Origin of the sequence: Pseudomonas sp. 14P_5.3_Bac1 (genome assembly GCF_025466135.1) — a bacterium.
Classification (GTDB): domain Bacteria; phylum Pseudomonadota; class Gammaproteobacteria; order Pseudomonadales; family Pseudomonadaceae; genus Aquipseudomonas.
The window spans coordinates 1-23555 of the sequence record NZ_JANLOF010000041.1 but is presented as its reverse complement, the minus strand read 5'-3'; the positions used below and the strand labels follow the sequence as shown (position 1 = coordinate 23555).

Here is a 23555-nt window from a genome sequence, read left to right as displayed (position 1 = left end):
CGCGCCATGTGCGCCCGCACCGCGGCGACCTGCGACCGTAACCGCGTATGACGCCGCGCGTTTACGCCAGGACGGCAACTGATTGGCTTGGATACCAACGCCGAACGTTAGCAATACAGTGGGGTTTCAACACGAAAAATCCACGAAACAATTTAAAACAACCCAACTTAGTATAAATTGCACGCGAACAACCAAAGCCGTTCAAGGAGACTCCCGTGGCAACTCTTCAAGCTCATACAATCCAGGCGCTGCAAACCCAACGCCCTGCCCTGCTGAACGAATGGATTACGAGCCTCGAGGCTTCGGGAGCCACGCGAAACGTCAAGGGTGATGACGTCAAACAGCAAGCTGGCGACTTTCTTAATCTGCTGATCGACGCGCTCCTGCAAGGCGGCTCACAGCAGATAAGCCATGAAAACTGGGCTGAGACCCGGGTTTTCCTGGAAAAGCTGTCGCACAGCCGCGCCTTGATCGGCCAGGACTCGCAACAAACCGCCAGCTTCATTTTCGCCCTTAAAGGCCCAGTGTTCACCTTGCTGCAACGGGAGTACGCCGAACAACCGGCGCAACTGGCCGAGCAACTCTGGGAAGTGTCCGAACTGCTCGATTCGCTGGGCATGCACACCATCCGCACCTTCCAGAAGTCCCGTGAGTCGGTCATCAAACGCCAGCAGGAAGAATTGCTGGAGTTGTCCACCCCCGTGGTGAAACTGTGGGACGGCGTGCTGGCCCTGCCGATGATTGGCACCCTCGACTCGCAACGCACCCAGGTGGTCATGGAGTCGCTGCTGCAACGCATCGTCGACACCGGCTCGGAAATCGCCATTATCGACATCACCGGCGTGCCGACCGTCGACACCCTGGTGGCCCAGCACTTGCTGAAAACCGTCACCGCCATCCGCCTGATGGGTGCCGACTGCATCATCAGCGGCGTGCGCCCACAAATTGCCCAGACCATCGTGCATTTGGGTCTGGACCTGCAAGGCGTGGTGACCAAAGCCAACCTGGCGGATGCCCTGGCGCTGGCGCTCAAACGCCTGGGCGTCACCATCAGCAAGGCTGTCTAAGCATGGAACGCATCCCTATTTTGCAGATGGGCGAGTTTTTGCTCGTGACCATTCAGGTCGACATGCACGACCAGTTGGCCATGACGCTGCAGGACGACCTGTCCGAACGCATCAGCCGCACGTCGGCGCGCGGCGTGCTGATCGACATTTCGGCGCTGGACATGGTGGACTCGTTTATCGGGCGCATGATCGGCACCATTTCCGGCCTGTCGCGCATCATGGACGCGCAGACCGTGCTGGTGGGCATGCAACCGGCGGTGGCCATTACCCTGGTGGAACTGGGCATGACCCTGCCCGGCGTGGCGACCGCATTGAACGTCGAGCGCGGCATGAAACTGCTGCGTGACCGGGTAGAACACTTATGAGCCAAGCCAGCAGCGGCACGCATCCCGTGCTGATTGAACAGGACGTTGTGCTGGCCAGACAATTAGTACGCAGGCTGGCCCAGGACTGCGGCATGCGCCTGATCGACCTGACCAAGCTGGTCACGGCCGTCAGTGAGCTGGCGCGCAACACCGTGGTCTACGGCGGTGGCGGGTACATGGATTGGAGCGTCGTCGAAAGAGACCATCGCCCCGGCCTGCGCCTGACCTTTCGCGATGAAGGCCCCGGCATCCCCGACCTCAAGCTGGCCCTGACCGACGGCTGGACCTCCGGCAGCGGCCTGGGCCTGGGCCTGACCGGCGCCAGGCGCCTGGTGGACGAGTTTGAACTGGACACCGCACCCGGCAAGGGCACACGCGTGACGATCACCCGATGGACCTGAATATTCCCAGCGCCTTGACCCAAGTGCTTTTGATCGAAGATGTCAGCCAAATCGGCTATGCCCGGCGCAGCGCCCAGCAGCTTGCCGAGCTGCTGGGTTTTGATGAAACCGACGCCGGGCGCGTGGCCCTGGTGGCGACCGAACTTGCCAGCAACATCCTTAAGCATGCCACCCATGGCGAGCTGCACCTGCGCGCCACGGGTAACCAGGGCGTCGAAATGATCGCCGTCGACCGTGGCCAGGGCTTCGACCTGGAAAGCTGCCTGGTGGATGGGTTCTCCACGGGCGGCACGCAAGGCATCGGCATGGGCGCCATCTCGCGCGTGGCCCAGGTCTTCGATGTGCATGCCGATCATCGGGGCACCGCGATGTTGGCGCGGCTCTACCCACGCACCTCGAACGCGCGGGATATCCGCTATGGCGTCAGCCAGCATTCCTTGCACAACGATCCGGCGTGTGGCGACGCCTGGCACCTGGCAATCGAAGCGGGCCGGTTCAGCGTGATGGTTGCCGACGGCCTGGGCCATGGCAGCGAAGCCGAACGGGCGGCGCGCGCGGGTGAAGAGATGTTCGCCCAAGACCCCTTCCAGGACTCGACCACACTGTTCAACGACATGCATATCGGCATGAATGGCACCCGGGGCGGCGCAGTGGCCGTGGCGCAATACGACGCCGTGGCTGAACGACTGCGTTTCACCGGCGTGGGCAATATCGGCGCCAGCCTGATTGGCTTCGGCAAGTCGCGCGGGCTGGCTTCCCACCCGGGCATCGTCGGCGTGCAGTTTCGCAAGGCGCAACCCTTCGACTACGCTCAGGTCAGCGGCCAACTGCTGATCCTTTACAGCGACGGGCTGCAGTCACGCTGGAACCTTGCGGATTATCCCGGGCTTTGCCACCGCCACCCCGCCCTGATTGCCGCCATCCTTCACCGTGATTTCTGTCGCGGCCGGGATGACGTTACCGTCTTCGTGATTGCCCTGGAGGCCATTGATGGCTGACACCATTGCTTCGCTCACTGAGCAAGTGCAACGCCTGCACCAGGAAGCCGACGCCTTGCGTACCGAGTTGGATGAGACCAACCAGGGTGTGCTGGCACTGTATGCCGAACTGGATATGCAGGCCGACCAGTTGCGTCAGGCATCAGACCTGAAAAGCCGCTTCCTGTCGTACATGAGTCATGAATTTCGCACGCCCCTGGGCTCGATCCTGAGCATCACCAGCTTGCTTGCCGATGAACTCGACGGCCCTTTGAGCCCCGAGCAGCAGACCCAGGTAGGCTTTATCCGCAGCTCGGCGCGCGAGCTGCGGGAGATGGTGGACGACCTGCTCGACCTGGCCAAGATCGAGGCCGGGCGCATTACCATCTCGCCTGCCTGGTTTGACATGTTCGACCTGTTCTCGGCATTGCGCGGGATGTTCCGCCCGATCGTCGACGCCTCGTCGGTGGACCTCATCTTTGAAGAGCCCTCGGGCTTGCCCAAGCTCTACACCGATGACAAGAAGCTGGCGCAGATCCTGCGCAACTTTATCTCCAATGCCCTGAAGTTCACCCTGCAAGGTGAGGTGCGCGTATCGGCACGCATGGAGAGCGCGCACGAAATCCGCTTTGCGGTGCAGGACACTGGCCTGGGCATTCCTGCCGAGCTGCACAACAACCTGTTCGAAGACTTTTCCCAGATCGACTCACCGCTGCAAAAGCGCCTGCGCGGCACCGGCCTGGGGCTCTCGCTGTGCAAGCGCTTTGCCGAGTTGCTCGGTGGCCGGGTCGGGGTGCAAAGCGCCCCAGGCGTTGGGTCGATGTTTTTTGTGATCATTCCTCTGTCTATCGCAGGCGGGCCTGCCGATGAATCGTGACATCCAGCTGCTGATCGTCGACGACAACGCCGCCACCCGCTATGCCCTGCGCCGGCGCCTGGAAAGCCATCACTACCGCGTGCTCGAAGCCGGCACCGGCCAAGAGGGGCTGGACCTGATCGCGAGCAAAAAGATCGACGGGCTCATCCTCGACGTCAATCTGCCGGACATGAGCGGCTTCGACATCGTGCGCGCGCTGCGCGCCGACCCGGCGACCGCCCTGCTACCGGTGGTGCATGTCTCGGCTGCGTCCATCGAGACAGGCGACATCATCACCGGCCTGGACGCCGGCGCCGATGCCTACCTGATCCACCCGGTGGACCCGGACGTGCTGCTGGCGACCCTGCGCACCTTGCTGCGCGTGCGTGACACCGAATACGCCTTGCGCGAGAGCGAGGCGCGCTTTCGCGAAATCTTCTTCAACATCAGCGCGCCGATAGCCGTCATGGACCCGCAGTTGAAGGTGCATGAATGCAACCACGCGTTCGCCCAACTGATCCAGGACAACCTGAACCCTGACGCCTTGCTCGAATGCTTCGCCAGCGATCAGCACGCCGTCATCCAGGAGTTGTGCCTGCGTCTCGCCGCGGGAGAGCGCTGGAAAGGCACCTTGCAAATGCAAGTCGACGGCCAGGTGCGCGAAACCGAGTGGCAAATCTCGCCCTATCGCCGGGCCGAACTGAGCCTGGTGTTTGTCGAAGACGTCACCGAGCATCGCCATCGCGAGCGCCATCAGCTGGCCGAGCTGACCAACGCCACCACGCAGTTGGCGCGCACCGAGGCGCAGTTGCTGCAGGCACAGAAGATGGACGCGCTGGGCAAACTCACCGGCGGCATCGCCCACGACTTCAACAACCTGCTGACCGGGATTATCACCAGCCTTGAGCTGATCAAAAAACGCCTCGACACTCAGCATACCGAGAAGGTCAAGGCTTATGCCGACGCCGCATTGAGCTCGGCCCTGAGCGCCGCCGGCCTGACCAATCGCCTGCTCGCGTTTGCCCGCCAGCAGCCTCTGGACACGCGCCCGGTGGATATCAACGCGCACATCCGCTCACTGGAAGAGCTGCTGGTGCGCACGATCGGCGAACATATCGCGCTCAAACTCGAGCTGACGACCCACCCGGCCGTGGCGCTGGTTGATCCGATCCAACTGGAAAGCGCTGTGCTGAACCTGGTCATCAATGCCCGCGATGCGCTGCCCAAGGGCGGCAATATCTGGGTGACCACCTACCCTGCCTACTCCAACGGCAACCTGAAACTGGAAAACGGCGCCTACATCGCGCTCTCCGTGCGCGATAACGGCGTGGGCATCGAACACAGTGTGATCGACAAAGTGTTCGACCCTTTCTTCACCACCAAGCCGCTGGGCCAGGGCACCGGGCTGGGGCTGTCGACCATCTACGGCTTTGCGCGCCAGTCCGGCGGCGACGCACAGATCCGCAGCGTCACCCGCCAGGGCACCGAAGTCACCATCATGCTACCCGCTGCCTCGGGCCCGGCGAGCGTAACCACCAAGCCCGTCGCGGCGCCCGGGCTCAGCAGCGGCGAACACGTGCTGATCGTCGAGGACATGCCTTCGGTGCGCAGCTTCGTCGCCGAGGTGCTGGTCGACGCCGGTTACCGCTGCAGCCTGGCGGCCGACGGTGATGAAGCGATCGCCACCCTGAACCAGGACACCAGCATCGACTTGTTGCTTACCGACGTGGGCCTGCCTTACATGACCGGGCGGGAATTGGCCGATGTCGCCCGAGGCTTGCGTCCCACGCTGCCGATTCTGTTCATGACCGGGTATGCGGAAAACGCGGCGAATCGCCAAAGCTTCCTGGGGGAAGGCATGGACCTGATCTCCAAACCGTTCCATATCGATGAGTTGCTGGAGAAGATCCGCCGCGGGCTGGACGGCCTGCCAGGCACCCAGTAAGGGGGACACGCAGGCCGCCCAGGCTAAATTGCAGGATGCTGTGCGGTGACAGGCTTGGTACCGTGACCGCCCTTGCAATCGGCTACCGGCACCGAAAATGACTCAACCCAATAAGAACTATCGGCCCCTGCGCCTCGCATCGTGGGCGCTCGGCCTGCTGTGCACCGCCACTCTGGGCTTTTTTGCCTGGCAAAGTTTTTACCCGGTGCGCGCCGCCGATTCGTGGAGTTACCAGGTTTTGCACACCGATGTGGCCAAGGCGGCGTCGTTGATGCCCATGGCTGACGGCTCGTTGATGGTCACCCAGGAACTCAAGGACGGGCTGGGCAGCATCGTGCACATCCGGCTGGATGGAACCCGCGACGTCGTGCTCGGCAACCTGTCCAAACCCGACGGAATGTTGGCCACGCGGGGCGGCTGGGTGTTCAGCCAGGAAACCGGCAACGCCCCCGTCAGCTTTCTCAAGGACGGCGCGGTCACCGAATTGTTCAAAGGCGAAAACGTGCAAGGCCTGTGGGATGACGGCGACTACCTCTATGCCATCGAAGACCGCAGCCATGCAGGACGCCTGCTGCGCTATCGCTGGAGTGACCAGAGCATAAGCGTAATACGCGAGGGCCTGGACCAGGCGGAGTCGATCATCCGCTGCACGGATGGCCGCATGCTCTACACCAAAAAGAAAGAAGGCAGGGTGCGCGAACTGAGCGCCGACGGCAGTGACCCGGTGGTGCTGGCCAAACTTAACCAGCCGACCTTTTTGATGTGCGATGAGCGAGGCCTGTGGGTCAATGAAGATTCCACCCACCGCGCACGCTTGTTGCTGATCGACAAACAGGGACGCCAGCACACGATCCTGTCGTTTTTGAAGGCGCCGCAATCGATTGTGCGAACCGCAGACGGCACTTACCTGGTGGCCGAAGGTGGGCGCAACCGGGTACTCAAACTGGTGAACGACGCGCTGGCGGCGACCAGCGACGGCAAGTAGCCCTGACGCCGCCCCGCGACAGACCGAACAACGCCTACTGGCAAGTGCCGCCTTTGTGGTGCGAGCCCGTGCCGCCCACCGGATGCGTGCCCTTGGGGCACGCCGCCGCGAACATCGGGGTGACCATCAAAACCACCAGCAACCCAACCAACGAAAGCTTTTTCATGCGACCCTCCGTAACGATCACGACGCGTGATAGCACAAAGATATCACGCATCCGCGGAAGTTATCGCCTGCTCATTACACCCACGCCTTTGGGCCGCTGAAAAACGCCTGCGCATTGCTGTCCAGTGTTTCCAGGTGATAGCCACCCTCCTGCACAATCACGCAGGGTAAGCCCAACTGCCGGATGCATTCGCCCAGGCGCGCAAACCCTTCACGCGTCACCGCCACTTTGCTTTGTGGGTCGAGTTCGTAGATATCGAACCCCAAGGACAACACCAGCACATCCGCCGAGAACTGCTTGACCGCCGCCAAGGCCAACTCGAGTTTTTCGAAGAACACCGCTTCGCTGGCGCCATGGGCCATGGGCAGGTTGAGGTTAAAGCCTGCACCGCCAGCCACGCCGCGCTCGTCGGCAAAGCCTGCGACGCCCGGGTAGAAGTTGGTCGGGTCGCCGTGGATCGACACATAGAGCACGTCGTCGCGGTCGTAGAAAATCTCCTGGATGCCTTGACCGTGGTGCATGTCGGTGTCCAGCACGGCCACGCGCGCAAAGCCTTCGCGCAGAACCTGGGCGGCCACCGCCGCATTGTTGATGTAGCAGAAACCACCCGCCGCATCGTAACGAGCATGGTGGCCCGGCGGGCGACACAGCGCATAGGCCGCCGGCGCGCCGTCAAGGATGTGCTTGGCGGCGGCGACAGCACTTTGCGCCGACCAATACGCCGAACGCCAGGTCAACTCGCCCACCGGGCAACTGCCATCTGCCAGGTAACGCGCAGCTTGGGCAAGGATGCCGCGCAGGGCGTTGGGTTCGCGCACGAAGATATTCGACATGACTTCGTCGCCCCAGTCTTCGGGGATTTCCTTCCAGCGTTGGTGCGCCTCCTCAAGAAACGCCAGGTAGGGCGCGCCATGTACTGCAAGCAATGGCTCGAGGCCGTAGTCAGCAGGTTGCTGAATCTCGAAGCCCATGGTCTGCGCGGCTAACAGCAAGTTGCGCGCACGCTCGGGGACTTCCTGCGGCGTGCGCATCTGGCCGCGGGAGTAGTAGCTGCGCGGGTGGTGCAACAATTGTTCTGGGTGGAAAAACGTACGCATGTGAGGCTCCTGGGTAAACACCGAACCTGTGGGAGCTGGCTTGCCTGCGAAGGCGGTCTGTCTGAAGTACCGCTATCGCAGGCAAGCCAGCTCCCACAGTTGAATCCGGGCAGGCTTTAGAGTTGAGTTGTTATTGGGTCTGGCCGGCGCGCATGAGCACAGCGTTGAGCAATACATCGGTGCCTTGGCGCACATCCTCGGGCAATACGTCTTCGGCTTCGTTATGGCTGAGGCCACCCACACACGGGATGAAAATCATCGCGGTCGGGCAGTACCGCGCCAGGTGGATGGCATCGTGACCGGCACCGCTGACGATGCGTTGCTGGCTGTAGCCCAAGGCATCCACCGAGGCCTGCACGCAAGCGACACACTCGGCATCGAACGGGGTAGCCGGGCTGATCCAGTGCGGGCTGATGCTGACTGACAGGCCGCGCTTTTCGGCAATGGCCTGCAGCCGCGCGCGCACTTGTTGCTCCATGGCTTCGATATCGGCGTCGCGGTGATGACGCAGGTCGACAGTGAACGTCAGCAACCCGGGAATGGTGTTGCGTGACGATTTGGTGATGCTCAGCTCACCGACGGTGGTCAGGCCTTCGGGGGCGAAATCGGTGGCGAGGTTTTCCAGCGCCTGGATCATTTTTGCCGCGCCATACAGGGCATCTTTGCGCAGTGGCATCGGCGTGGTGCCGGCATGCGCAGCCATGCCTTCGACTCGCACGTCGAGCCAGCAAATCGCCTGGCCGCCGGTGACCACGCCGATGCTGTTGGCATTGTCTTCCAGGATCGGGCCTTGCTCGATATGGGCTTCGAAATACGCATCTACCGCGCCACCTAACGGGCGTTCGCCGTTATAGCCCGTGGTGCGCAACGCCTCGGCCACACTGATACCGTCGACATCAACGGTCGCGAGCGCCTTGTCCAGCGCCAGGCTGCCGGTGAACACCGCCGAGCCGAGCATGGCCGGGGTGAAACGCGCGCCCTCCTCGTTGGTCCACACGGCAATTTCCAACGGTTTACGGGTTTGAATGCCTTGGTCGTCGAGGCTGCGGATCACTTCCAGGCCGGCCAATACACCGTAGACACCATCAAAGCGCCCGCCTTCCGGCTGGGTGTCGAGGTGGCTGCCCATCATGACGGGCGCGGCGTCGCTATCGGTGCCGGCCCGCCGGGCAAACAGGTTGCCGATGGCATCCACGCTCAGGCTCAGCCCGGCAGCTTTGCACCAATGGCTGAACAGTTCACGACCTGCTTTGTCTTCGGCACTCAAGGCCAGACGGCAACTGCCGCCACGCGCCGTGGCGCCGATCTCGGCCATGGCCATCAGGCTCGCCCACAGGCGTTGGCCATTAATCTTCAACATTACGCACGCTCCATTAAACGCTGTGGGCCATTTCAAGACGGTGAGCCGTGGCGTGGCGGCGCGACAATGCCAGCACGCACACCAGCGAGACCGCAGCGATCAGGCTGTAAAACACTGCCATGGGCCACCATTGGCCCTGGTATTCGTGGGCCAGCCAGGTACCGATCAACGGCGTCAGGCCACCGGCCAGCGCGCCGCACACCTGGTAGGCCAGGGAGATCGCGGTGTAGCGCACGCGGGTTTCAAACAGGCCGCTGACAAACCCGGCGATCACCGCGTAGAAGGAGGCCATGCACACCACGGCCAGGGCGATGCCGAAGATGATCAACGGCGCCTGCCCGCTGCTGACCAGCACGAACATCGGATAAGGCGAGGCCATCGCCAGCACGGTCATGGCGCACAGAAAACGCGTGGCCCCGACCTTCTCGGCCACCCAGGCAGCCAGTGGCTGGATGCAGAACTGGATGATGGCGACGACAAACAGGCATTCCAGAATCAGCGAACGCGGCAGGCCCAGTTGCTGAGTGCTGTAGGCAATCATGAAGGTGTTGGTGAAATACACACCGGCAATGCCCAGGGTGTTGGCGCCGATGCACAACAGCAACGGGCGCCAGGCGGTTTTCAGCACTTCGATCACGGGCGCCTGGTCTTTCTGGATCGCCCGCGCTTTCTCGGCAATGGCCTTGTCTTCAAGGAATTCCGGTGACTCGTTGACCCCCAGGCGAATCGCCAGGCCGACGATCAACAGCAAGGCGCTGGCGAGAAACGGCAGGCGCCAACCCCAACTGAGCAGGTCCTCTTCCGGCAACCGGGTGACCGCGCTGAATGCCAGCAGCGACAGGATCAAACCCGCCGGGCTGCCCAGTTGAGCGAAAGACGCAAAGAAGTTTCGACGACCTTTCGGCGCATGTTCGCCGGCCATCAACACCGCACCGCCCCACTCACCGCCCACGGCGATGCCTTGCACCACGCGCAGCAGCACCAGCAATACCGGCGCCGCAACGCCAATTTGAGCGTAGGTCGGCAACAGGCCGATGCACACGGTGACCACGCCCATCATCACCAAGGTGATCACCAGGGATTTCTTGCGGCCGATGCGGTCACCGATATGCCCGAACACAATGCCGCCCAACGGCCGCGCGAAGAAGCCCACGGCGAACGTGCCGAACGCCGCCATGGTGCTGAACAGTTTGTCGTCGGAAGGAAAAAACAGTTGGCCGAACACCAGCGCGGCGGCGGTGGCGTAGATGTAAAAGTCGTACCACTCGATCATGGTGCCGATAAAAGCGGCGGCCGCAGCACGGCGCGGCTGCGGCGAAGCGGAAGGCTTCATGGGGCTGGCTCCTTTGGTTATTTTTTTGGCAGGAGAATGTCGAACGCACGCGCTCTGATGGCGCTTGGTAAGGGTGATTTATCGTCGCGGGGCTATGATTAGTCAATTTTCTATTTATTATTCCAATTATAAATCCTGCTTATTATCGAGCTGCGCCATGCCCGACTTTCGCCGCGACAGTCACCCTCTGCTCAACGATCGACTGGACTGGAACCTGCTGCGCACCTTCCGTGTCATCGGCCAGGAACTGAGCATCAGCCGCGCCGCTGCGCGCCTGCACCTGACCCAGCCGGCCATCAGTCAGGCGCTCAAGCGCCTGGAGGAACAGCTTGGCTGCCAACTCATCGCCCGCCGTGGCCCGCGCTTCGCGCTCACCGAAGCGGGTGAAGAGATCTTCACCATCGCCGGCGAGATGTATGGCCAGGTGTCGCAGATGAGCAACGCGCTGCAAAAACCCGGCGATGAAGTGCTCGGCAAAGTGCGTTTGCTGATGATCAGCCGGATCAACTCCGAGACCTTCGACGACTTCCTCGCCGCCTTTCACCGTGAGCATCCGCGCGTGGACCTGGAGGTGGAAGTGATGCGCAGCTCGGACATCGTCGCCGCCCTGCTGGAAAAAACCGCAACCCTGGGCCTGAGCCTTAATCGCCGGCCACAGCCACGCCTGGAACAGCACCTGTTCCTGCGCCAGCGCTATGCGTTTTTTTGCGGGCGTCACCATCCGCTGTTTGGGCGCAGCGGCTTGGCGGAAGGCGATTTGCAGTCGGAGAATTTTGTCAGTTTTACCAGCGACCAGATTGGCGGCATGTTGTCGCCGCTGACGATTTTTCGTGACCAGCAAGGGTTCAGCGGGCGCATCGTGGCGTCGTCGTCAAGCCTGGAAGAGGTGCGGCGCCTGGTGATTGCCGGTTTTGGCTTGGGCTGTTTGCCGATTCATGTGGTGGCCGACGATGTGAAGCACGGGCTGCTGTGGCGGCTACCGCCGGATGACGGGATCGCCGATGTGGACATTCATCTGCTGTGGAATCGCGAGCAGAAGATGAGCCGCGCGGAGACGGTGTTTATCGAGCGTCTTTCGGCTCGGCTGGCGGGTGCTGCTGAGGATGCCAGTCACTGACTTCAACCCGCCAACGCGCGCTCGACGCTGCCAGCCATGGCCTGCAAATCGTCGAAAGGGTTTCTACCGATCAGCATGAACCCATGGGACAGGTTGGCCCAATACACCACATTCAGGCCTCGGCGCTGCTCGGTCGCGACGGGCTGCGCGCCTCTTTTGCTAATTGTGATGCACAAGGCCAATGGCCCGTGACGCGGGTCCAGGTAGGTCAGTTGACCGATCAGAACGCCGTCATAATCGAGGATCTGCGCACGCCGAAACTCGGCACCGGGCAGGTCTACCGCGCGAGCGGTTAACGGCAGGCCCAGTTGTGCGCCCACGGAACGCAGTTGGGCAGCCTGCAACGCGGGGTCGGCGCTGAGGTTTTCCAGGGTCTGCGGCGTGTACAAGGCCATGTACTCGGCGACCGAGGCGCGCCAGCCCTGACCGGACTCCGCCCGTGGCCAGCTCATGAACACGCGGTCGGCGACCACACCGGCCACGGCAAACCCCGCCGCCACAGCCAGCAAACGCCGGCGACTCAAGGTGGGCGCCTGTACCGGGGGCAGCGCGTTGAGCATGGCCTGCAGGCGTTCGCCGGGGGCTTGGTCCAGCACCGCGTCGAACGCCGCCTTGAAGGGTAAATCGGCGCACTGCAAGGCCTGAAGGCGTGCGGCAAGTGCCGGGTCAGTGCTGACCTGATCGGCGATAAGCCGATGCTGCCCAGCCTCCAGTTCGCCATCCAGGTAAGCCACCAACAGTTCATCGGACACTGGGTTTGTGTGAGTCATCGCCGTTCTCCGCTGGCTTGATCCTGCCGGTTTTTTGCAGGGGCGGTCTCGGCCAGCTTCAAACGCGCGGCCGCCAGCCGGCTCATTACGGTGCCCACGGGAATACGCAGCACCTCGGCAATTTCCTTGTAGGAAAGCCCTTCGACATACGCCAGAAACACCGTTTCGCGCTGCGCCTCGGGCAAACCGTTGACGCGTTTGATCACCTGCGCGGCCAATACCTGCTCCTGCGCCTGGCGTTCGCCATCGAAGGACAACGCCTGCTCCGCATCAACAAAACCCTGGCCCTGACGCACCCGTTGCGAGCGCACTTCGTTGAGCCAGATGGAATGCATGATCGCCAGCAGCCAACGGTCCAACCGCGTGCCGGCCGCGAACTGGCCGGCACGCTCCAGCGCGCGGACACAGGTGGCCTGCACAAGATCTTCGGCCAGGTGCTTTTGGCGCGACAACACCCACCCGTATCGCCACAAACGCGGCAACAGCAGGCCTAACTCGCGACGAAAATCGGCCTCGTGGGTGATGGCTGCCCCCTGCTCGCGCACTCAGTGGATTCAAGCCTGTGGCGCAGCGGCAATCGCTTCGGCCAGGTCTTCGTATTCTTCACAGGTGGTGCTGCACAGGGATTTGATTTTCACCAACTGCTCCTGCGCCAGGTCGACGCGGCCCTTGATCACGTAAGCCTCACCCAGGTATTCGCGAACCTGGGCGTAGTTGGGATCGAGCGCGACCGACTTCAGGTAATAACCGATGCCTTCATCGGTACGCCCAAGCTTACGCGTGGCGTAACCGCGGTAGTTGAGGGCCTTGGCGGTGTTCGGGTTTTGCAGGGTGTCGAGCAAGGCCAGGGCCTCGTCGTAGCGCCCATCTTTGGCCAGGCGGTAGGCGTAATCGGTGCGGTCGGCATCCGAGGTGGCTTTGCTGGTTTGCAGCACGCATTTTGCGGTCTTGGTGTCCCAGACCTGGCCTTTGGGGCAATTGGGCTTGGGCGGTGCCGACTCGTCACCGGAGGCATGGGCCTGGCCCGCGAGTAACGCGGCAGCCAGGCACGCACCGTAGAACAGCGCGGTGCGGTAAGTGACGGGGTGTGGGTGACGGTTTTTCATGGCGGTCATGCTCCGTAGCGATAGGGAGGAAACATCACTTTTGAAACACATTGCGTGAACCCGGCAGCATGCGGCGCAGCGTGCTGTCGCCCAGTACATAGTGATGCCAGAGCGCAGCCGCGGCATGCAGGCCCGCCAGCAGGATGATCGCCCAGGCCACATTGTTATGCAGGCCGCCAAGGGTGCCGCGCCATTCGTGATCGATCACGAAAGGCGCAGGAACCGCGAACAGTCCGAAAAAGTTGAAGGGTTCGCCTTGAGCCCAGCGAAACATAAAGCCCAGGGCAATCTGCGCGAGCAACAACAGGTACAGGCAACCATGCGCCATTTTTGCGAACAGGTTAAGCGTTGGGTGACTGTCGGCCTTCGGGCGATTGCCGCCGAACACACGCCATACAATCCGCACGACGATCAACAGGGCCATGGCGATGCCGAGCGAGATATGTACCGATTGCAGGCCCTTGCGCAGCGGCGTGCCCTTTTCGAGGTTTTCCCAGATGTGCGCACTGGCAAACATGAAGATCACCACGGCGGCGGTGAGCCAGTGCAAAGTGCGGGTCAGGCGGTCGTAGCGGTCGGCATGGCGGTTCATGGGCGTTCTCTGGGTGGTCTGTGAGGTGAACACCGCAGCGGCGCAGGTTATTCGGTGAGGCGCGAAAAATTTATTCGAAGAGGACGTGGCGCGGGTTTTGGCTATGAACAGGTACGACGCGGCGCCAGCGTTTTACAGGGTGCATAGCCGTCACCGCTGACGAGCATCGCCGGTTAAATCAGATTATTGCGCCTGGCAATGTCCGCCAGGTCCACCACCGATTTCACATTGAGCTTGGCCAGCAAACGCGCTTTATAGCAACTCACCGTCTTGCTGCTGAGCAAAATATTCTGGGCAATGTCCTTGTTACTCATGCCTCGGGACAACTGCTGAAATACCGAGAGTTCACGGTTGGACAGCGAGGCGATCAGTTGCGCCTCATCCACGGCCAATGCGCGTTTGCGCGAAAACGCCACCACCGTTTCCGGGTAATAGACATAGCCCTTCATCACGGTTTTCATGGCCTGGGCCAGTACGCTCAGTTCATCGGTCTTGCTGATAAACCCCGAGGCCCCAGCGCTGATGCAACGCGTGGCGTAGTGCTCCGAAGAAAGCGAGGTGAGGACGATGATCCGGGTGTTCAACTCAAGCGCGCGGATTCTTTCGATCACCGCAATGCCGTCCAGGCGCGGCATGGTGATGTCCAGCAACACCAGGTCCGGGGTCAGTTGACGGACCTGGCTGATGGCGTCGACGCCATTGTCGGTCTCGCCCACCACTTCATAACCTTCTTCACTCACGAGCGTACGCAGCGCGGTCCTGATAAAAGGGTGGTCATCGACCACCAGGACTTTATACATCTGCAGCTTTCCTCGGGAATTAGTCGGGCTTTGTCGGCAATAATGCCGACAATGTACCATAGTGCTTTAGTGCCACTACCCAATTCCGGACAGGCTACTCAGTGGGTGGACAATGGCGCTGCGCGCATAAAGCGCCGCCGTTGCGCCCTCTCTTTTACGCATTAAGGACCTTTGATTTGAAGTTGTTCGCAGCCCTGCTGGTGTTATGGGCGAGTGCTCACATGGCATGGGCGGCCGATTCGCCCGTCACGTTAACCGTGTTGGGCCGGTCCAGCGTGCAGGAGGGCCAAGCGCATTTGAGCCGCGCCGATCTGACGTGGCTGAGTACGCAAAAACAGCTGCGTGTCGGCACGTCCGAGCCCGACTATCCGCCCTTTGACATCACCAACCACAGCAACGAATTCGAGGGCATCAGTGCGGACTACCTGGCGCTGATCGGCCAACTGCTGTCGGTACAAATCCAGGTGCAGCGCTACCCCAACCGCAGTGCGGTTATCCAGGCGCTCAAACGCGGTGAGATCGACCTGCTGGCGTCAGCCAACGATTTTGAACGCGCAGACCCGGACCTTCGCCTGTCCGAACCCTACACCCTGGACCAGCCGACACTGGTGGCGCGCACCCATGATTCGCCGTTGGTCGATCCCACCCTGGCGGGTAAAACCGTGGCCATGGTCGAACACTATTTGCCGCTGAGTACGGTTCAGGCGTTCTATCCGCACGCGACGTTCAAGCTGTATCCCTCGATCCTCAACGCGGTAGGCGCAGTGGCTTTTTCCAAGGCTGACGTTTACCTGGGGGACTCGGTCAGCGCCAGTTACCTGATCAACAAGAGTTACTTGAATAACGTGCAGCTGGTGGATTTCTCGCGCATGGAAGTCAATAACTTCTCGTTCGCCGCCACTCGCCAGAACAGTGAACTCCTGCACCTGATCAATGCGGCGCTGCAAGCCATCCCCGCCAGTGAACAGATGGCCATTGCGCGGCGTTGGAACGCCGGTGGCGTGAGCATCTCGGGCACTCATCAGGTGCAGTTCAGCGTCGAGGAACAACGCTGGCTGGCGCACCATCCGCGCCTGAAAGTGGTGGTCAATGAAGACTTCTTGCCCTTCACCTTTTTTGATGAGCACGACCGTTTCCGTGGCCTGAGTGCCGACGTGATGGCCAAAATCAGCCTCAGGACCGGGTTGAAATTCGACCCGCAAAAAGGCGGCTCGGTGGATGCGATGATCACCCGTGTCAACCACGGGGAGGCTGACATGCTGGCGGCATTGACCCCAAGCCTTGATCGCGAACAACGCGTCAGTTTCAGCCGGCCGTACCTGTCCACCCCGTTTGTGCTGGTCACGCGCAACCATGCCGACAGCTCGAACAACCTGCAGGATTTGTCGGGCAAACGCCTGGCGATCATCAAGGGCAACGCCAGCCGGGAGCTGATTGAACGGCAGTTTCCGCAAGTGCGGATTGTCGAAGCGCAAAGCCTCGCCGATGCGTTTTCAATGCTCGCCAAAGGCAGTGTCGAGGCCTGTGTCAGCACCCTGGTCAGCGCACGTTATCTGATTGCCCGAAACTACCCCGACCAATTGAAGATCAGCGCAACCGTCGGCGCCCGTGCTGCGCAGTTGGCGTTTGCGGTGGATCACACCTCGCCGATATTGCTCTCGATCCTCAACAAGTCGCTGCTGAGCATCTCGCCTGAGGAAATGGACGAACTGACCAATCGCTGGCGCAGCCCGGTGGTGCTCGACGACAGCTATTGGAGCAAACACCGGGCGGCAATCCTGCAGGGCTTCGCGCTGGCGGCCGTGCTGCTGCTGAGTGCGTGTGTATGGATTGTGTTGCTGCGCCGCCAAGTGCTGCGCCGCAAGCTTGCCGAGCGGGCACTCAGTGCCAGGCTTGAATTCGATCGAGTGCTGATCAACGGCATGCCCCACCCTACTTATGTAAGGGATCGCCAGGCACGGTTGCTGATGTGCAACAAGGCTTATCGCGAGGTTTTTGGTGTTGAGGACGAGCGACAGTTGCTCGGCACCACCGTGATGCAAAGCCTGCTCTCCAGCCAGGAGCAGGCCCTGGAATATCACCGCGACTACCTCGCTGTCATGGACGCCGACGAACCCTTGCTGCGTGACCGGCAGATCGTCTTGCGCAGTGGCGAAGTGCTCACCATCTATCACTGGATCCTGCCTTTTCGCGGCAGCGAAGGCCGTGTCGACGGCCTGATCGGTGGCTGGGTCGACGTCAGTGACCGCCAGCGCCTGGTCGAACAACTGCACGCCGCCAAGCAGGAAGCCGATAACGCCAACCGGGCCAAAACCACGTTTCTGGCGACCATCAGCCACGAGATCCGCACCCCGATGAACGCCGTGCTCGGCATGCTGGAAATGGCTGCGCGCAAGTCTGAACACGGCATTTTCGACCGCGCCGCCATCGATGTAGCGTCGGGCGCTGCCAAGGAATTACTGGCGCTGATCGGCGACGTACTCGACATTGCCCGCATCGAATCCGGCCGGCAAAGCCTGACGCTCGAGAGCGCAAACCCGCACCTGTTGTTGAACGCGGTGACGCGTGTGTTCGACGGCCTGGCGCGTGAAAAGGCCATCACGCTGACGTTGGAGATTGATCCGGCGGTCAACCGCAATGTGCTGATGGATGCCCTGCGCTTCAAACAAATTATTGCCAACCTGTTGAGCAATGCGATCAAGTTCACCGCCGTGGGTGAAGTGCGCATCAGCGCCCACGCGCAACCGGCTGACGCCAATCAACCGATGCCGTTATCGGTGAGTATCGTGGACACCGGCGTGGGCATCTGCGCGGCCGATCAGCAGCAATTGTTCGCGCCGTTCAGCCAGGCCGGCACTCAGCAGCAAGGCTCCGGCCTGGGGCTGGTCATCAGCCGGTCGTTGATCGAGATGATGGGCGGCAGCCTGGTGTTAACAAGCGCCCCCGGCAAAGGCACGCAGGTTACGGTCAAGCTCGCTCTGCCTGCCGCAGACCTTCCTTCGCCGCCGGCCGACGTGGCGCTGGAGATGACGCCGGGCCTGGCGCTGAGCGTATTGATCGTGGATGACTACGCCGCCAATCGCCTGGTGCTGTCACAACAACTGTCCTATTTGGGCCACGACGTTCAGCAAGCCAGCGACGGCGTTCAGGCCTTGGCCTTGTGGAACGCGCAGCCGTTCGATGTGGTGGTGACAGACTGCGACATGCCAGGCATGAACGGCTATCAATTGGCCCAGGCGATTCGCCAGGCGGAGCACTCCAGAGGCGAACCCGGTTGCTTGTTGCTGGGGTTCACCGCCAACGCCGTCGCCGAAGAAAAACAGCGCTGCCTGGAGGCCGGCATGGACGACTGCCTGTTCAAGCCCATCAGCCTGGAGCAACTGAGTGCACGGCTGCAGCCACTGCAAACCGAATACTTCGACAACGAGGCGAGCACGGAGCTGACCATCGCCTCACTCGAGGCCCATTTGAAAACGCTGGTTCCGGGCAAGTTATCGGCGCTGCAAACCGTGCGTGAAGAGCTGCTGTCGAGCACCCGCGCCGACCTGCAACAGCTCACCGAGCTGCTGGCGTGCGACGACCGACAGCATTTGGCTCACGTGGCTCATCGGGTCAAAGGTGGGGCAAGGCTTATCCGCTACGAACAGCTGATCCTCACCTGCGAAAACCTTGAGGCCCACTGCGCGAATGGCGCAGAGCGAGCCGACCTGATTGCCTCGACCGCCGCCGTGCAAACGTGCATGCGGCAGCTGCTGGCGCTGCTGCAGGAGCACCCCGCGCAGGCGTAAGCGCCAACCCGCTTAAGAAATTTCTTGCAAAGACGTAAGGGGTTTCGCCATTAAAAGGCCACCCCCTTTTGGCAAGCTAGCGTCTGAGAATTTCGATGAGCCATTCAGATGCCACTGTCCACCCTTCGCGTCCTGATCCTGGAGGACCAGCCAGTACAGCGCCGTTACGCCGTGATGCTCCTCGCTCATCTGGGCTGTACCCGCATTCTTGAAGCCTCTGGCGGCTGGGAGGCGCTGCAGTTGCTGGAAAGCAACGGGCCGGTAGACATCGCGTTCTGCGATATCTGCATGGAGGGCATGGACGGCATTACCTTCCTGCGCCGCGCAAGCCAACGGCACGCGCTGAAATCGGTGGTTATCACCAGCAGCATCGCGTTGGACTTGCGCCAGGCCATCAGCCATATGGCGACACTGCTCGGTCTGCGGGTACTCGGCCAGTTGTGCAAACCGCTGCACGAGCACGAGTTGAAAAGACTGGCAGGCAAGTACCTGGACGACGACTCGCACCCAGCCCGCCCGCTGCATATTGCCGGTGAGACCAACGAACACCAGGTGCTCAGCGCTCTGGAGAACGGCGAGCTGGAGGTGTTCTATCAACCCAAATTCGACATCAGGACATTGCAGGTCACCTCCGTGGAGGCGCTCGCACGCTGGAATCATCCTGAACGGGGCATCTTGGCGCCCGCGTCATTTATTCCGGTACTGGAACGGCACGGCCTGATGGACAGTTTGCTGTATCGCCAGATCGATCAATGCCTGACGCTGCGCAAGGAAGCACTGGCTTCTGAGGTGTCACTCACCTTCGCAGTGAATGTCAACGCGAGCCAATTTGCCAACCCGCAGATGAGTGCGCACGTGGCCCTGCTGCTCAAGCGCTTCGACGCGCCCGGTTGCAGCCTGTCGTTTGAAATGATCGAGACCGGCACGCTCGACCCAGGCTCCATCAGCCTGGAAAACATGGTGCGCCTACGCATGATGGGCTGCGGGTTGTCCATCGACGACTTCGGCGGCGGCTATTCGTCATTGCAGCGCCTGTGCAGCCTGCCGTTCAACGAAATAAAAATACAGGCCGAATTTATTCGCGACCTGTCTTCGGAGCCGCGCAGTCGTGCGGCGATCTCGAGCGTCTTGTCCCTGGCGCGCGAGCTGAACATTGGTGTGGTGATTGAAGGCATTGAAACCGTTGAACAGCGCGACATCCTGATAACCCTGGGCTGTGAAACCGGCCAGGGCTACCTGCTTGCTCGCCCAATGCCTGCACACACCCTGTTGCCATGGCTGATCGGCAGAAACGCCATCACGCAGCGCTTGTGATGACGCTCAACGCCGGTCACCACCGCTGACTGGCGCCTTAGAAAACATTCAAACCAACTGAGAGGTGCAGCCGGTGCCTCCTGCGCTTTCGCGTGGACAACCGCAGGCTGCAACCGCTCTTTTTTCCTGTCACCGGGGGGAGTTCATGAGTTTAAGAAAGATGAAAATAGCGTTGCGTTCGGCCTTTGGCTTCGGCCTGGTCGGGCTGCTCGTGGTATTGCTGGGCCTGTTCTCTTTGAGCCAGATGCGTGACATGGCTCGCCAGTCGGATGAAGTCGACAAAAACTGGCTGCCCAGCATCCTCGCCTTGGGCGACCTGCAAACCGCCGTGTCCGAGATCCGCGCCGCGACCTACCGAGTGATGCTGGTGGACAGCGCCGAGCAAGTGAAGGCCAGCCAGCGGGCTTTTTCGCAGCTGCGCGAACAGATTCAGGCCGACAACGCGCAGTACGCGAGCAAGCTCACAGTGGACGCCGAGCGAGTCACGTTCGAACGTTTCAAGTCGGCCCAGGAACAATACCTGCAGGTCCAGCAACAGGTATTGGCTCTGGCCGCCAACGGCGAACGCCCACAGGCTATCGCGCTGCTCAATGGCGAACTGATCGCCCTGGGCGACAAGCTTGGGACCGAGCTGGCGAACCTGCTGTCGATCAATATTCAGGAAGCCGACGACGCGGCCACGAGCTCCGACGCCACGTACCACGGCGCAGTGAAATGGGTATTCATCGCCATGGCACTGGCGACATTCCTCACCGCACTGCTGGCCACGCTGTTTACCCGCAGCATCGTGCTGCCCTTGCACCAGGCGGTGCGTATCGCCGAGCAAGTGGCCAAGGGTGACCTGACTGTGTCGATTGTGGTGGACGGCAACGACGAGCCTGGGCAGTTGCTGCGTGCGCTGGAAACCATGCAGTCGGACCTTCGCGAAACCATCCACCAGATTACCGACTCGTCCAATCAACTGGCGTCCGCGGCGGAAGAACTCTCGGCGGTCACTGAGGAATCCACACGGGCCTTGCACGAACAGAACGGTGAAATCGAACAGGCCGCCACAGCGGTCAACCAGATGACCGCTGCGGTGGATGAGGTCGCACGCAACGCCATCAGCACTGCCGACGCCTCCCGAGACGGTGATGCCATGGCAGGCAACGGTCGCAGCCACGTGATGGACACCGTGGAATCGATTTCTTTGCTGGCCGAGGAAGTGACGTCGGCGACCGAAGAAATCCAGAGCCTGGCCGACAGTGTTCAAGACATCACCAAAGTATTGGACGTGATTCGCGCCATTGCCGAACAAACCAACCTGCTGGCGCTGAACGCGGCCATTGAAGCCGCCCGCGCCGGCGAGGCCGGACGCGGTTTTGCCGTGGTGGCCGACGAAGTCCGGGCCCTGGCACATCGAACCCAGCAGTCGACCCAGGAAATCGAGCAGATGGTCAGCGGGGTGCAGAAGGGTTCGACCCAGGCGGTATCGGTGATGCACAGCAGCAATGAACGCGCGCGCTCGACACTGACCGTGGCCCACTGTGCGGGCGAGTCGCTGGAGCGCATCACCCATGCGATCACGCGCATCACCGAAGGCAACCTGATCATCGCCAGCGCTTCCGAAGAGCAGGCGCAAGTGGCCCGGGAGGTGGATCGCAACCTGACGAATATCCGCGATCTGTCGGCCCAGACGGCCGCCGGGGCCAACCAGACCACCGCCGCCAGTCAGGAGCTCTCGCGCCTGGCGGTTGACCTGAACACGATGATTGCGAAGTTCGTGGTTTAAGCCCGCTTCAAGCTGCTGGGACAAAACGCCGGAAACGAAAAAGCCCCGTAGCGTGTTTAGCTACAGGGCTTGTGCCTTGGCGGCGTTGTTAACTCAGCTTCCGCGTTCTCTATTGGCCTGGGAGAGGACCGAGGCAGCGAGGGATTTGGTCTGGTCGCTGTATTTATCGCTCTGAAGCGCCTTCGCTGCTTTCTCCTCCATCTCGGCGCTCGTCTGCTTGTCTGTACCGCTCTGGGCCAACGCCGACGCGGCAAGGCTTTTGGCAAGGGCCGAGGCGATTGGATTATTGAGGGTTTGCGCCGCCAAAGTGGCCATCTTGCCGGAGGTTTTCTTGGTGTTTTTGCTCATGATGCAGGTCCTTTGCTGGGTGGGATTTCCTACCTGAAAATCGCTGGACCACGATAGTGAGTTGCAGAACGGGTCGCAACGCGCTGCCTGTAGGCAACGTTTGGGAAACCGGTACGAAAGGCGCAAGCGTGATGTAAGGCGTCTAATCAATTGCACTGATGGTTATTATCGAAACGCTCGCCTGTGTGATTGCCCGACCCGCTTCCTATAATCGCCTCCACTCTCCCTTCCCCTCGCCTGCTTCAGGCGACATGTCCCTATGGAACCCAATACCATGCCAAGCGCCAGCCCGGCTCCCAGCGGCCTTCCCGAACATAATCAACAGAGTGTCAAACAGCAGTGGCTGGCGATTCTCTCAGTCGCCGTGGGCGCCTTCGCCCTGGTGACCAGTGAGTTTCTGCCGGTGGGCGTACTCAACGACGTTGCCAGCGACCTCGGCATCAGCGCCGGCCACGCCGGCCTGATGGTGACCCTGCCCGGCATCATGGCCGCCCTCGCCGCGCCGTTGCTGTCTGTCAGCATTGGCGCCATGGACCGCCGTTACCTGCTGATCGGCCTGACGCTGATCATGATCATCGCCAACTCGGTGGTGGCCTACGCCAGCGATTTCAGCGTGCTGTTGTTCGGCCGCGTACTGCTGGGCATCAGCATCGGCGGCTTCTGGGCGACGGCAATCGCCCTAAGCGGGCGCCTGGCACCCAAGGGTGTGGGCGTAGCGAAGGCCACGTCAATCATCATGATGGGGGTGACGCTGGCCACCGTACTTGGCGTGCCCGTTGGCACCTGGCTCAGTGGCCTGATGGGCTGGCGCATGACCTTTCTGGTGACCGCGCTGGTGGGCGTGCCGGTGTTGCTGGCGCAGGTCCTCCTGCTGCCACGCCTTACCCCGGAAAAAGCCATTGAGGTCCGCGACCTGCCGGCCTTGTTCATCAACCCACAAGCACGGGTCGGGTTGATCGCCGTGTTGCTGATCGGGCTGGCGCACTTTGCGGCTTACACCTATGTGGCGCCCTTCTTCAAAAACAGCTCCGGCTTTGACGGCCCGACGATTGGCTCACTGCTGCTGCTTTATGGTGTGGCCGGGGTGATGGGCAATGTCTTTGCCGGTTTCGCCGCCAACCGCAGCGTCCGTTACACCTTGCTGCTGGTCGCGCTGATGATCGGCACCAGCACCGCGCTGTTCCCCTACTTCGCCACCGGCATGACCGGCGCCGCGATGTTGATCGGGCTGTGGGGTTTCGCCTTCGGCGCCTTCCCGGCCTGCGCCAGTATCTGGATGTTTGTGGTGGCACCCAAGGATGTCGAACGCGGCATGCCCCTGTTTGTTGCCTTGTTCCAAGTGATCATTGCCTTGGGTTCGTTCTTTGGCGGGCGGATCGTCGATCAGATGGGCAGCG

General features: G+C 61.5%; 22 protein-coding genes and 1 pseudogene. 13 read left to right on the top strand and 10 right to left on the bottom strand.

All coding sequences use genetic code 11. From position 1 onward, the window contains the following. The first annotated feature begins 215 nt into the window (after positions 1-215). The 7 genes from NTD89_RS10305 (at position 216) to NTD89_RS10275 (ending at position 6596) form a co-directional block, all read left to right on the top strand. Positions 216-1067 (top strand): STAS domain-containing protein, encoded by an 852-nt coding sequence (locus NTD89_RS10305; protein WP_242194040.1) that lies wholly within the window; start codon positions 216-218, stop codon positions 1065-1067. A gap of 2 nt (positions 1068-1069) precedes the next feature. Continuing rightward, positions 1070-1432, top strand: coding sequence for an STAS domain-containing protein (locus NTD89_RS10300; protein WP_106576990.1), 363 nt, complete (start codon positions 1070-1072; stop codon positions 1430-1432). Continuing rightward, positions 1429-1833, top strand: a complete 405-nt coding sequence (locus NTD89_RS10295) for an ATP-binding protein (protein WP_145162933.1) — start codon at positions 1429-1431, stop codon at positions 1831-1833. The genes NTD89_RS10300 and NTD89_RS10295 overlap by 4 nt, the downstream gene beginning before the upstream one ends. Beyond that, complete coding sequence (locus NTD89_RS10290) at positions 1824-2831, top strand: ATP-binding protein (protein ID WP_262207427.1); 1008 nt, start codon at positions 1824-1826, stop codon at positions 2829-2831. Before NTD89_RS10295 ends, NTD89_RS10290 begins: the two co-directional genes overlap by 10 nt. After that, positions 2824-3687, top strand: a complete 864-nt coding sequence (locus tag NTD89_RS10285; protein ID WP_262207425.1) for a sensor histidine kinase — start codon at positions 2824-2826, stop codon at positions 3685-3687. The genes NTD89_RS10290 and NTD89_RS10285 overlap by 8 nt, the downstream gene beginning before the upstream one ends. After that, positions 3677-5611, top strand: coding sequence for a response regulator (locus NTD89_RS10280; protein ID WP_242194044.1), 1935 nt, complete (start codon positions 3677-3679; stop codon positions 5609-5611). The genes NTD89_RS10285 and NTD89_RS10280 overlap by 11 nt, the downstream gene beginning before the upstream one ends. 97 nt (positions 5612-5708) lie before the next feature. Beyond that, positions 5709-6596: a hypothetical protein gene (locus NTD89_RS10275; RefSeq protein ID WP_262207423.1), complete on the top strand. Its 888-nt coding sequence runs from the start codon at positions 5709-5711 to the stop codon at positions 6594-6596. A 34-nt stretch (positions 6597-6630) separates the two neighbouring features. Here the strand turns inward: NTD89_RS10275 and NTD89_RS10270 are convergent, their stop codons facing one another. The 4 genes from NTD89_RS10270 to NTD89_RS10255 all read right to left on the bottom strand — a co-directional run bounded on the left by NTD89_RS10270 (position 6631) and on the right by NTD89_RS10255 (position 10552). Further along, positions 6631-6762, bottom strand: coding sequence for a hypothetical protein (locus tag NTD89_RS10270; RefSeq protein WP_256586935.1), 132 nt, complete (start codon positions 6760-6762; stop codon positions 6631-6633). Between the two features lie 74 nt (positions 6763-6836). Next, positions 6837-7859: a histone deacetylase family protein gene (locus tag NTD89_RS10265; protein WP_262207422.1), complete on the bottom strand. Its 1023-nt coding sequence runs from the start codon at positions 7857-7859 to the stop codon at positions 6837-6839. A gap of 130 nt (positions 7860-7989) precedes the next feature. After that, positions 7990-9219: a Zn-dependent hydrolase gene (locus NTD89_RS10260; protein WP_262207421.1), complete on the bottom strand. Its 1230-nt coding sequence runs from the start codon at positions 9217-9219 to the stop codon at positions 7990-7992. 13 nt (positions 9220-9232) lie between these two features. Further along, a complete protein-coding gene (locus NTD89_RS10255; protein ID WP_262207419.1) occupies positions 9233-10552 on the bottom strand; it encodes an MFS transporter in 1320 nt (439 codons plus the stop codon). Between the two features lie 157 nt (positions 10553-10709). Here NTD89_RS10255 and NTD89_RS10250 point away from each other — a divergent pair, with 157 nt between their 5' ends. Further along, complete coding sequence (locus NTD89_RS10250; protein WP_262207416.1) at positions 10710-11669, top strand: LysR family transcriptional regulator; 960 nt, start codon at positions 10710-10712, stop codon at positions 11667-11669. A gap of 2 nt (positions 11670-11671) precedes the next feature. On the opposite strand, the gene NTD89_RS10245 is transcribed toward NTD89_RS10250, so the two are convergent. The 5 genes from NTD89_RS10245 to NTD89_RS10225 form a co-directional block, all read right to left on the bottom strand. Then, positions 11672-12439, bottom strand: coding sequence for an anti-sigma factor family protein (locus NTD89_RS10245; RefSeq protein WP_262207415.1), 768 nt, complete (start codon positions 12437-12439; stop codon positions 11672-11674). Beyond that, positions 12436-12921, bottom strand: a complete 486-nt coding sequence (locus tag NTD89_RS10240; RefSeq protein ID WP_242195037.1) for an RNA polymerase sigma factor — start codon at positions 12919-12921, stop codon at positions 12436-12438. The genes NTD89_RS10245 and NTD89_RS10240 overlap by 4 nt, the downstream gene beginning before the upstream one ends. A gap of 72 nt (positions 12922-12993) precedes the next feature. Then, positions 12994-13545, bottom strand: a complete 552-nt coding sequence (locus tag NTD89_RS10235) for a tetratricopeptide repeat protein (protein WP_262207414.1) — start codon at positions 13543-13545, stop codon at positions 12994-12996. 34 nt (positions 13546-13579) lie between these two features. Further along, on the bottom strand, positions 13580-14137 hold the full coding sequence (locus NTD89_RS10230; protein WP_145162915.1) for a cytochrome b: 558 nt from the start codon (positions 14135-14137) through the stop codon (positions 13580-13582). A gap of 173 nt (positions 14138-14310) precedes the next feature. Continuing rightward, positions 14311-14937 carry a response regulator transcription factor gene (locus NTD89_RS10225; protein ID WP_145162913.1) on the bottom strand — a complete coding sequence of 209 codons (627 nt, stop codon included), beginning with the start codon at positions 14935-14937 and terminating at the stop codon, positions 14311-14313. A 176-nt stretch (positions 14938-15113) separates the two neighbouring features. Between NTD89_RS10225 and NTD89_RS10220 the strand changes: the two genes are divergently transcribed. From NTD89_RS10220 to NTD89_RS29525, 4 genes and pseudogenes are all read left to right on the top strand, one after another. Next, entirely contained in the window at positions 15114-18725 is a 3612-nt protein-coding gene (locus NTD89_RS10220; RefSeq protein ID WP_262207413.1) for a transporter substrate-binding domain-containing protein, read from the top strand. Between the two features lie 108 nt (positions 18726-18833). Then, complete coding sequence (locus tag NTD89_RS10215; protein WP_262207411.1) at positions 18834-20039, top strand: EAL domain-containing protein; 1206 nt, start codon at positions 18834-18836, stop codon at positions 20037-20039. A 145-nt stretch (positions 20040-20184) separates the two neighbouring features. After that, a pseudogene (locus tag NTD89_RS29530) lies at positions 20185-20955 on the top strand (MCP four helix bundle domain-containing protein); the annotation flags it as partial. Beyond that, on the top strand, positions 20947-21810 hold the full coding sequence (locus NTD89_RS29525) for a methyl-accepting chemotaxis protein (protein WP_410017206.1): 864 nt from the start codon (positions 20947-20949) through the stop codon (positions 21808-21810). The pseudogene NTD89_RS29530 and the gene NTD89_RS29525, both read left to right, overlap by 9 nt. A 93-nt stretch (positions 21811-21903) precedes the next feature. On the opposite strand, the gene NTD89_RS10205 is transcribed toward NTD89_RS29525, so the two are convergent. Further along, positions 21904-22158 (bottom strand): hypothetical protein, encoded by a 255-nt coding sequence (locus tag NTD89_RS10205; protein WP_242194070.1) that lies wholly within the window; start codon positions 22156-22158, stop codon positions 21904-21906. 274 nt (positions 22159-22432) lie between these two features. Here NTD89_RS10205 and NTD89_RS10200 point away from each other — a divergent pair. After that, positions 22433-23555: MFS transporter (locus tag NTD89_RS10200; RefSeq protein WP_262207405.1), on the top strand; the 1123-nt coding region annotated here is incomplete at its 3' end.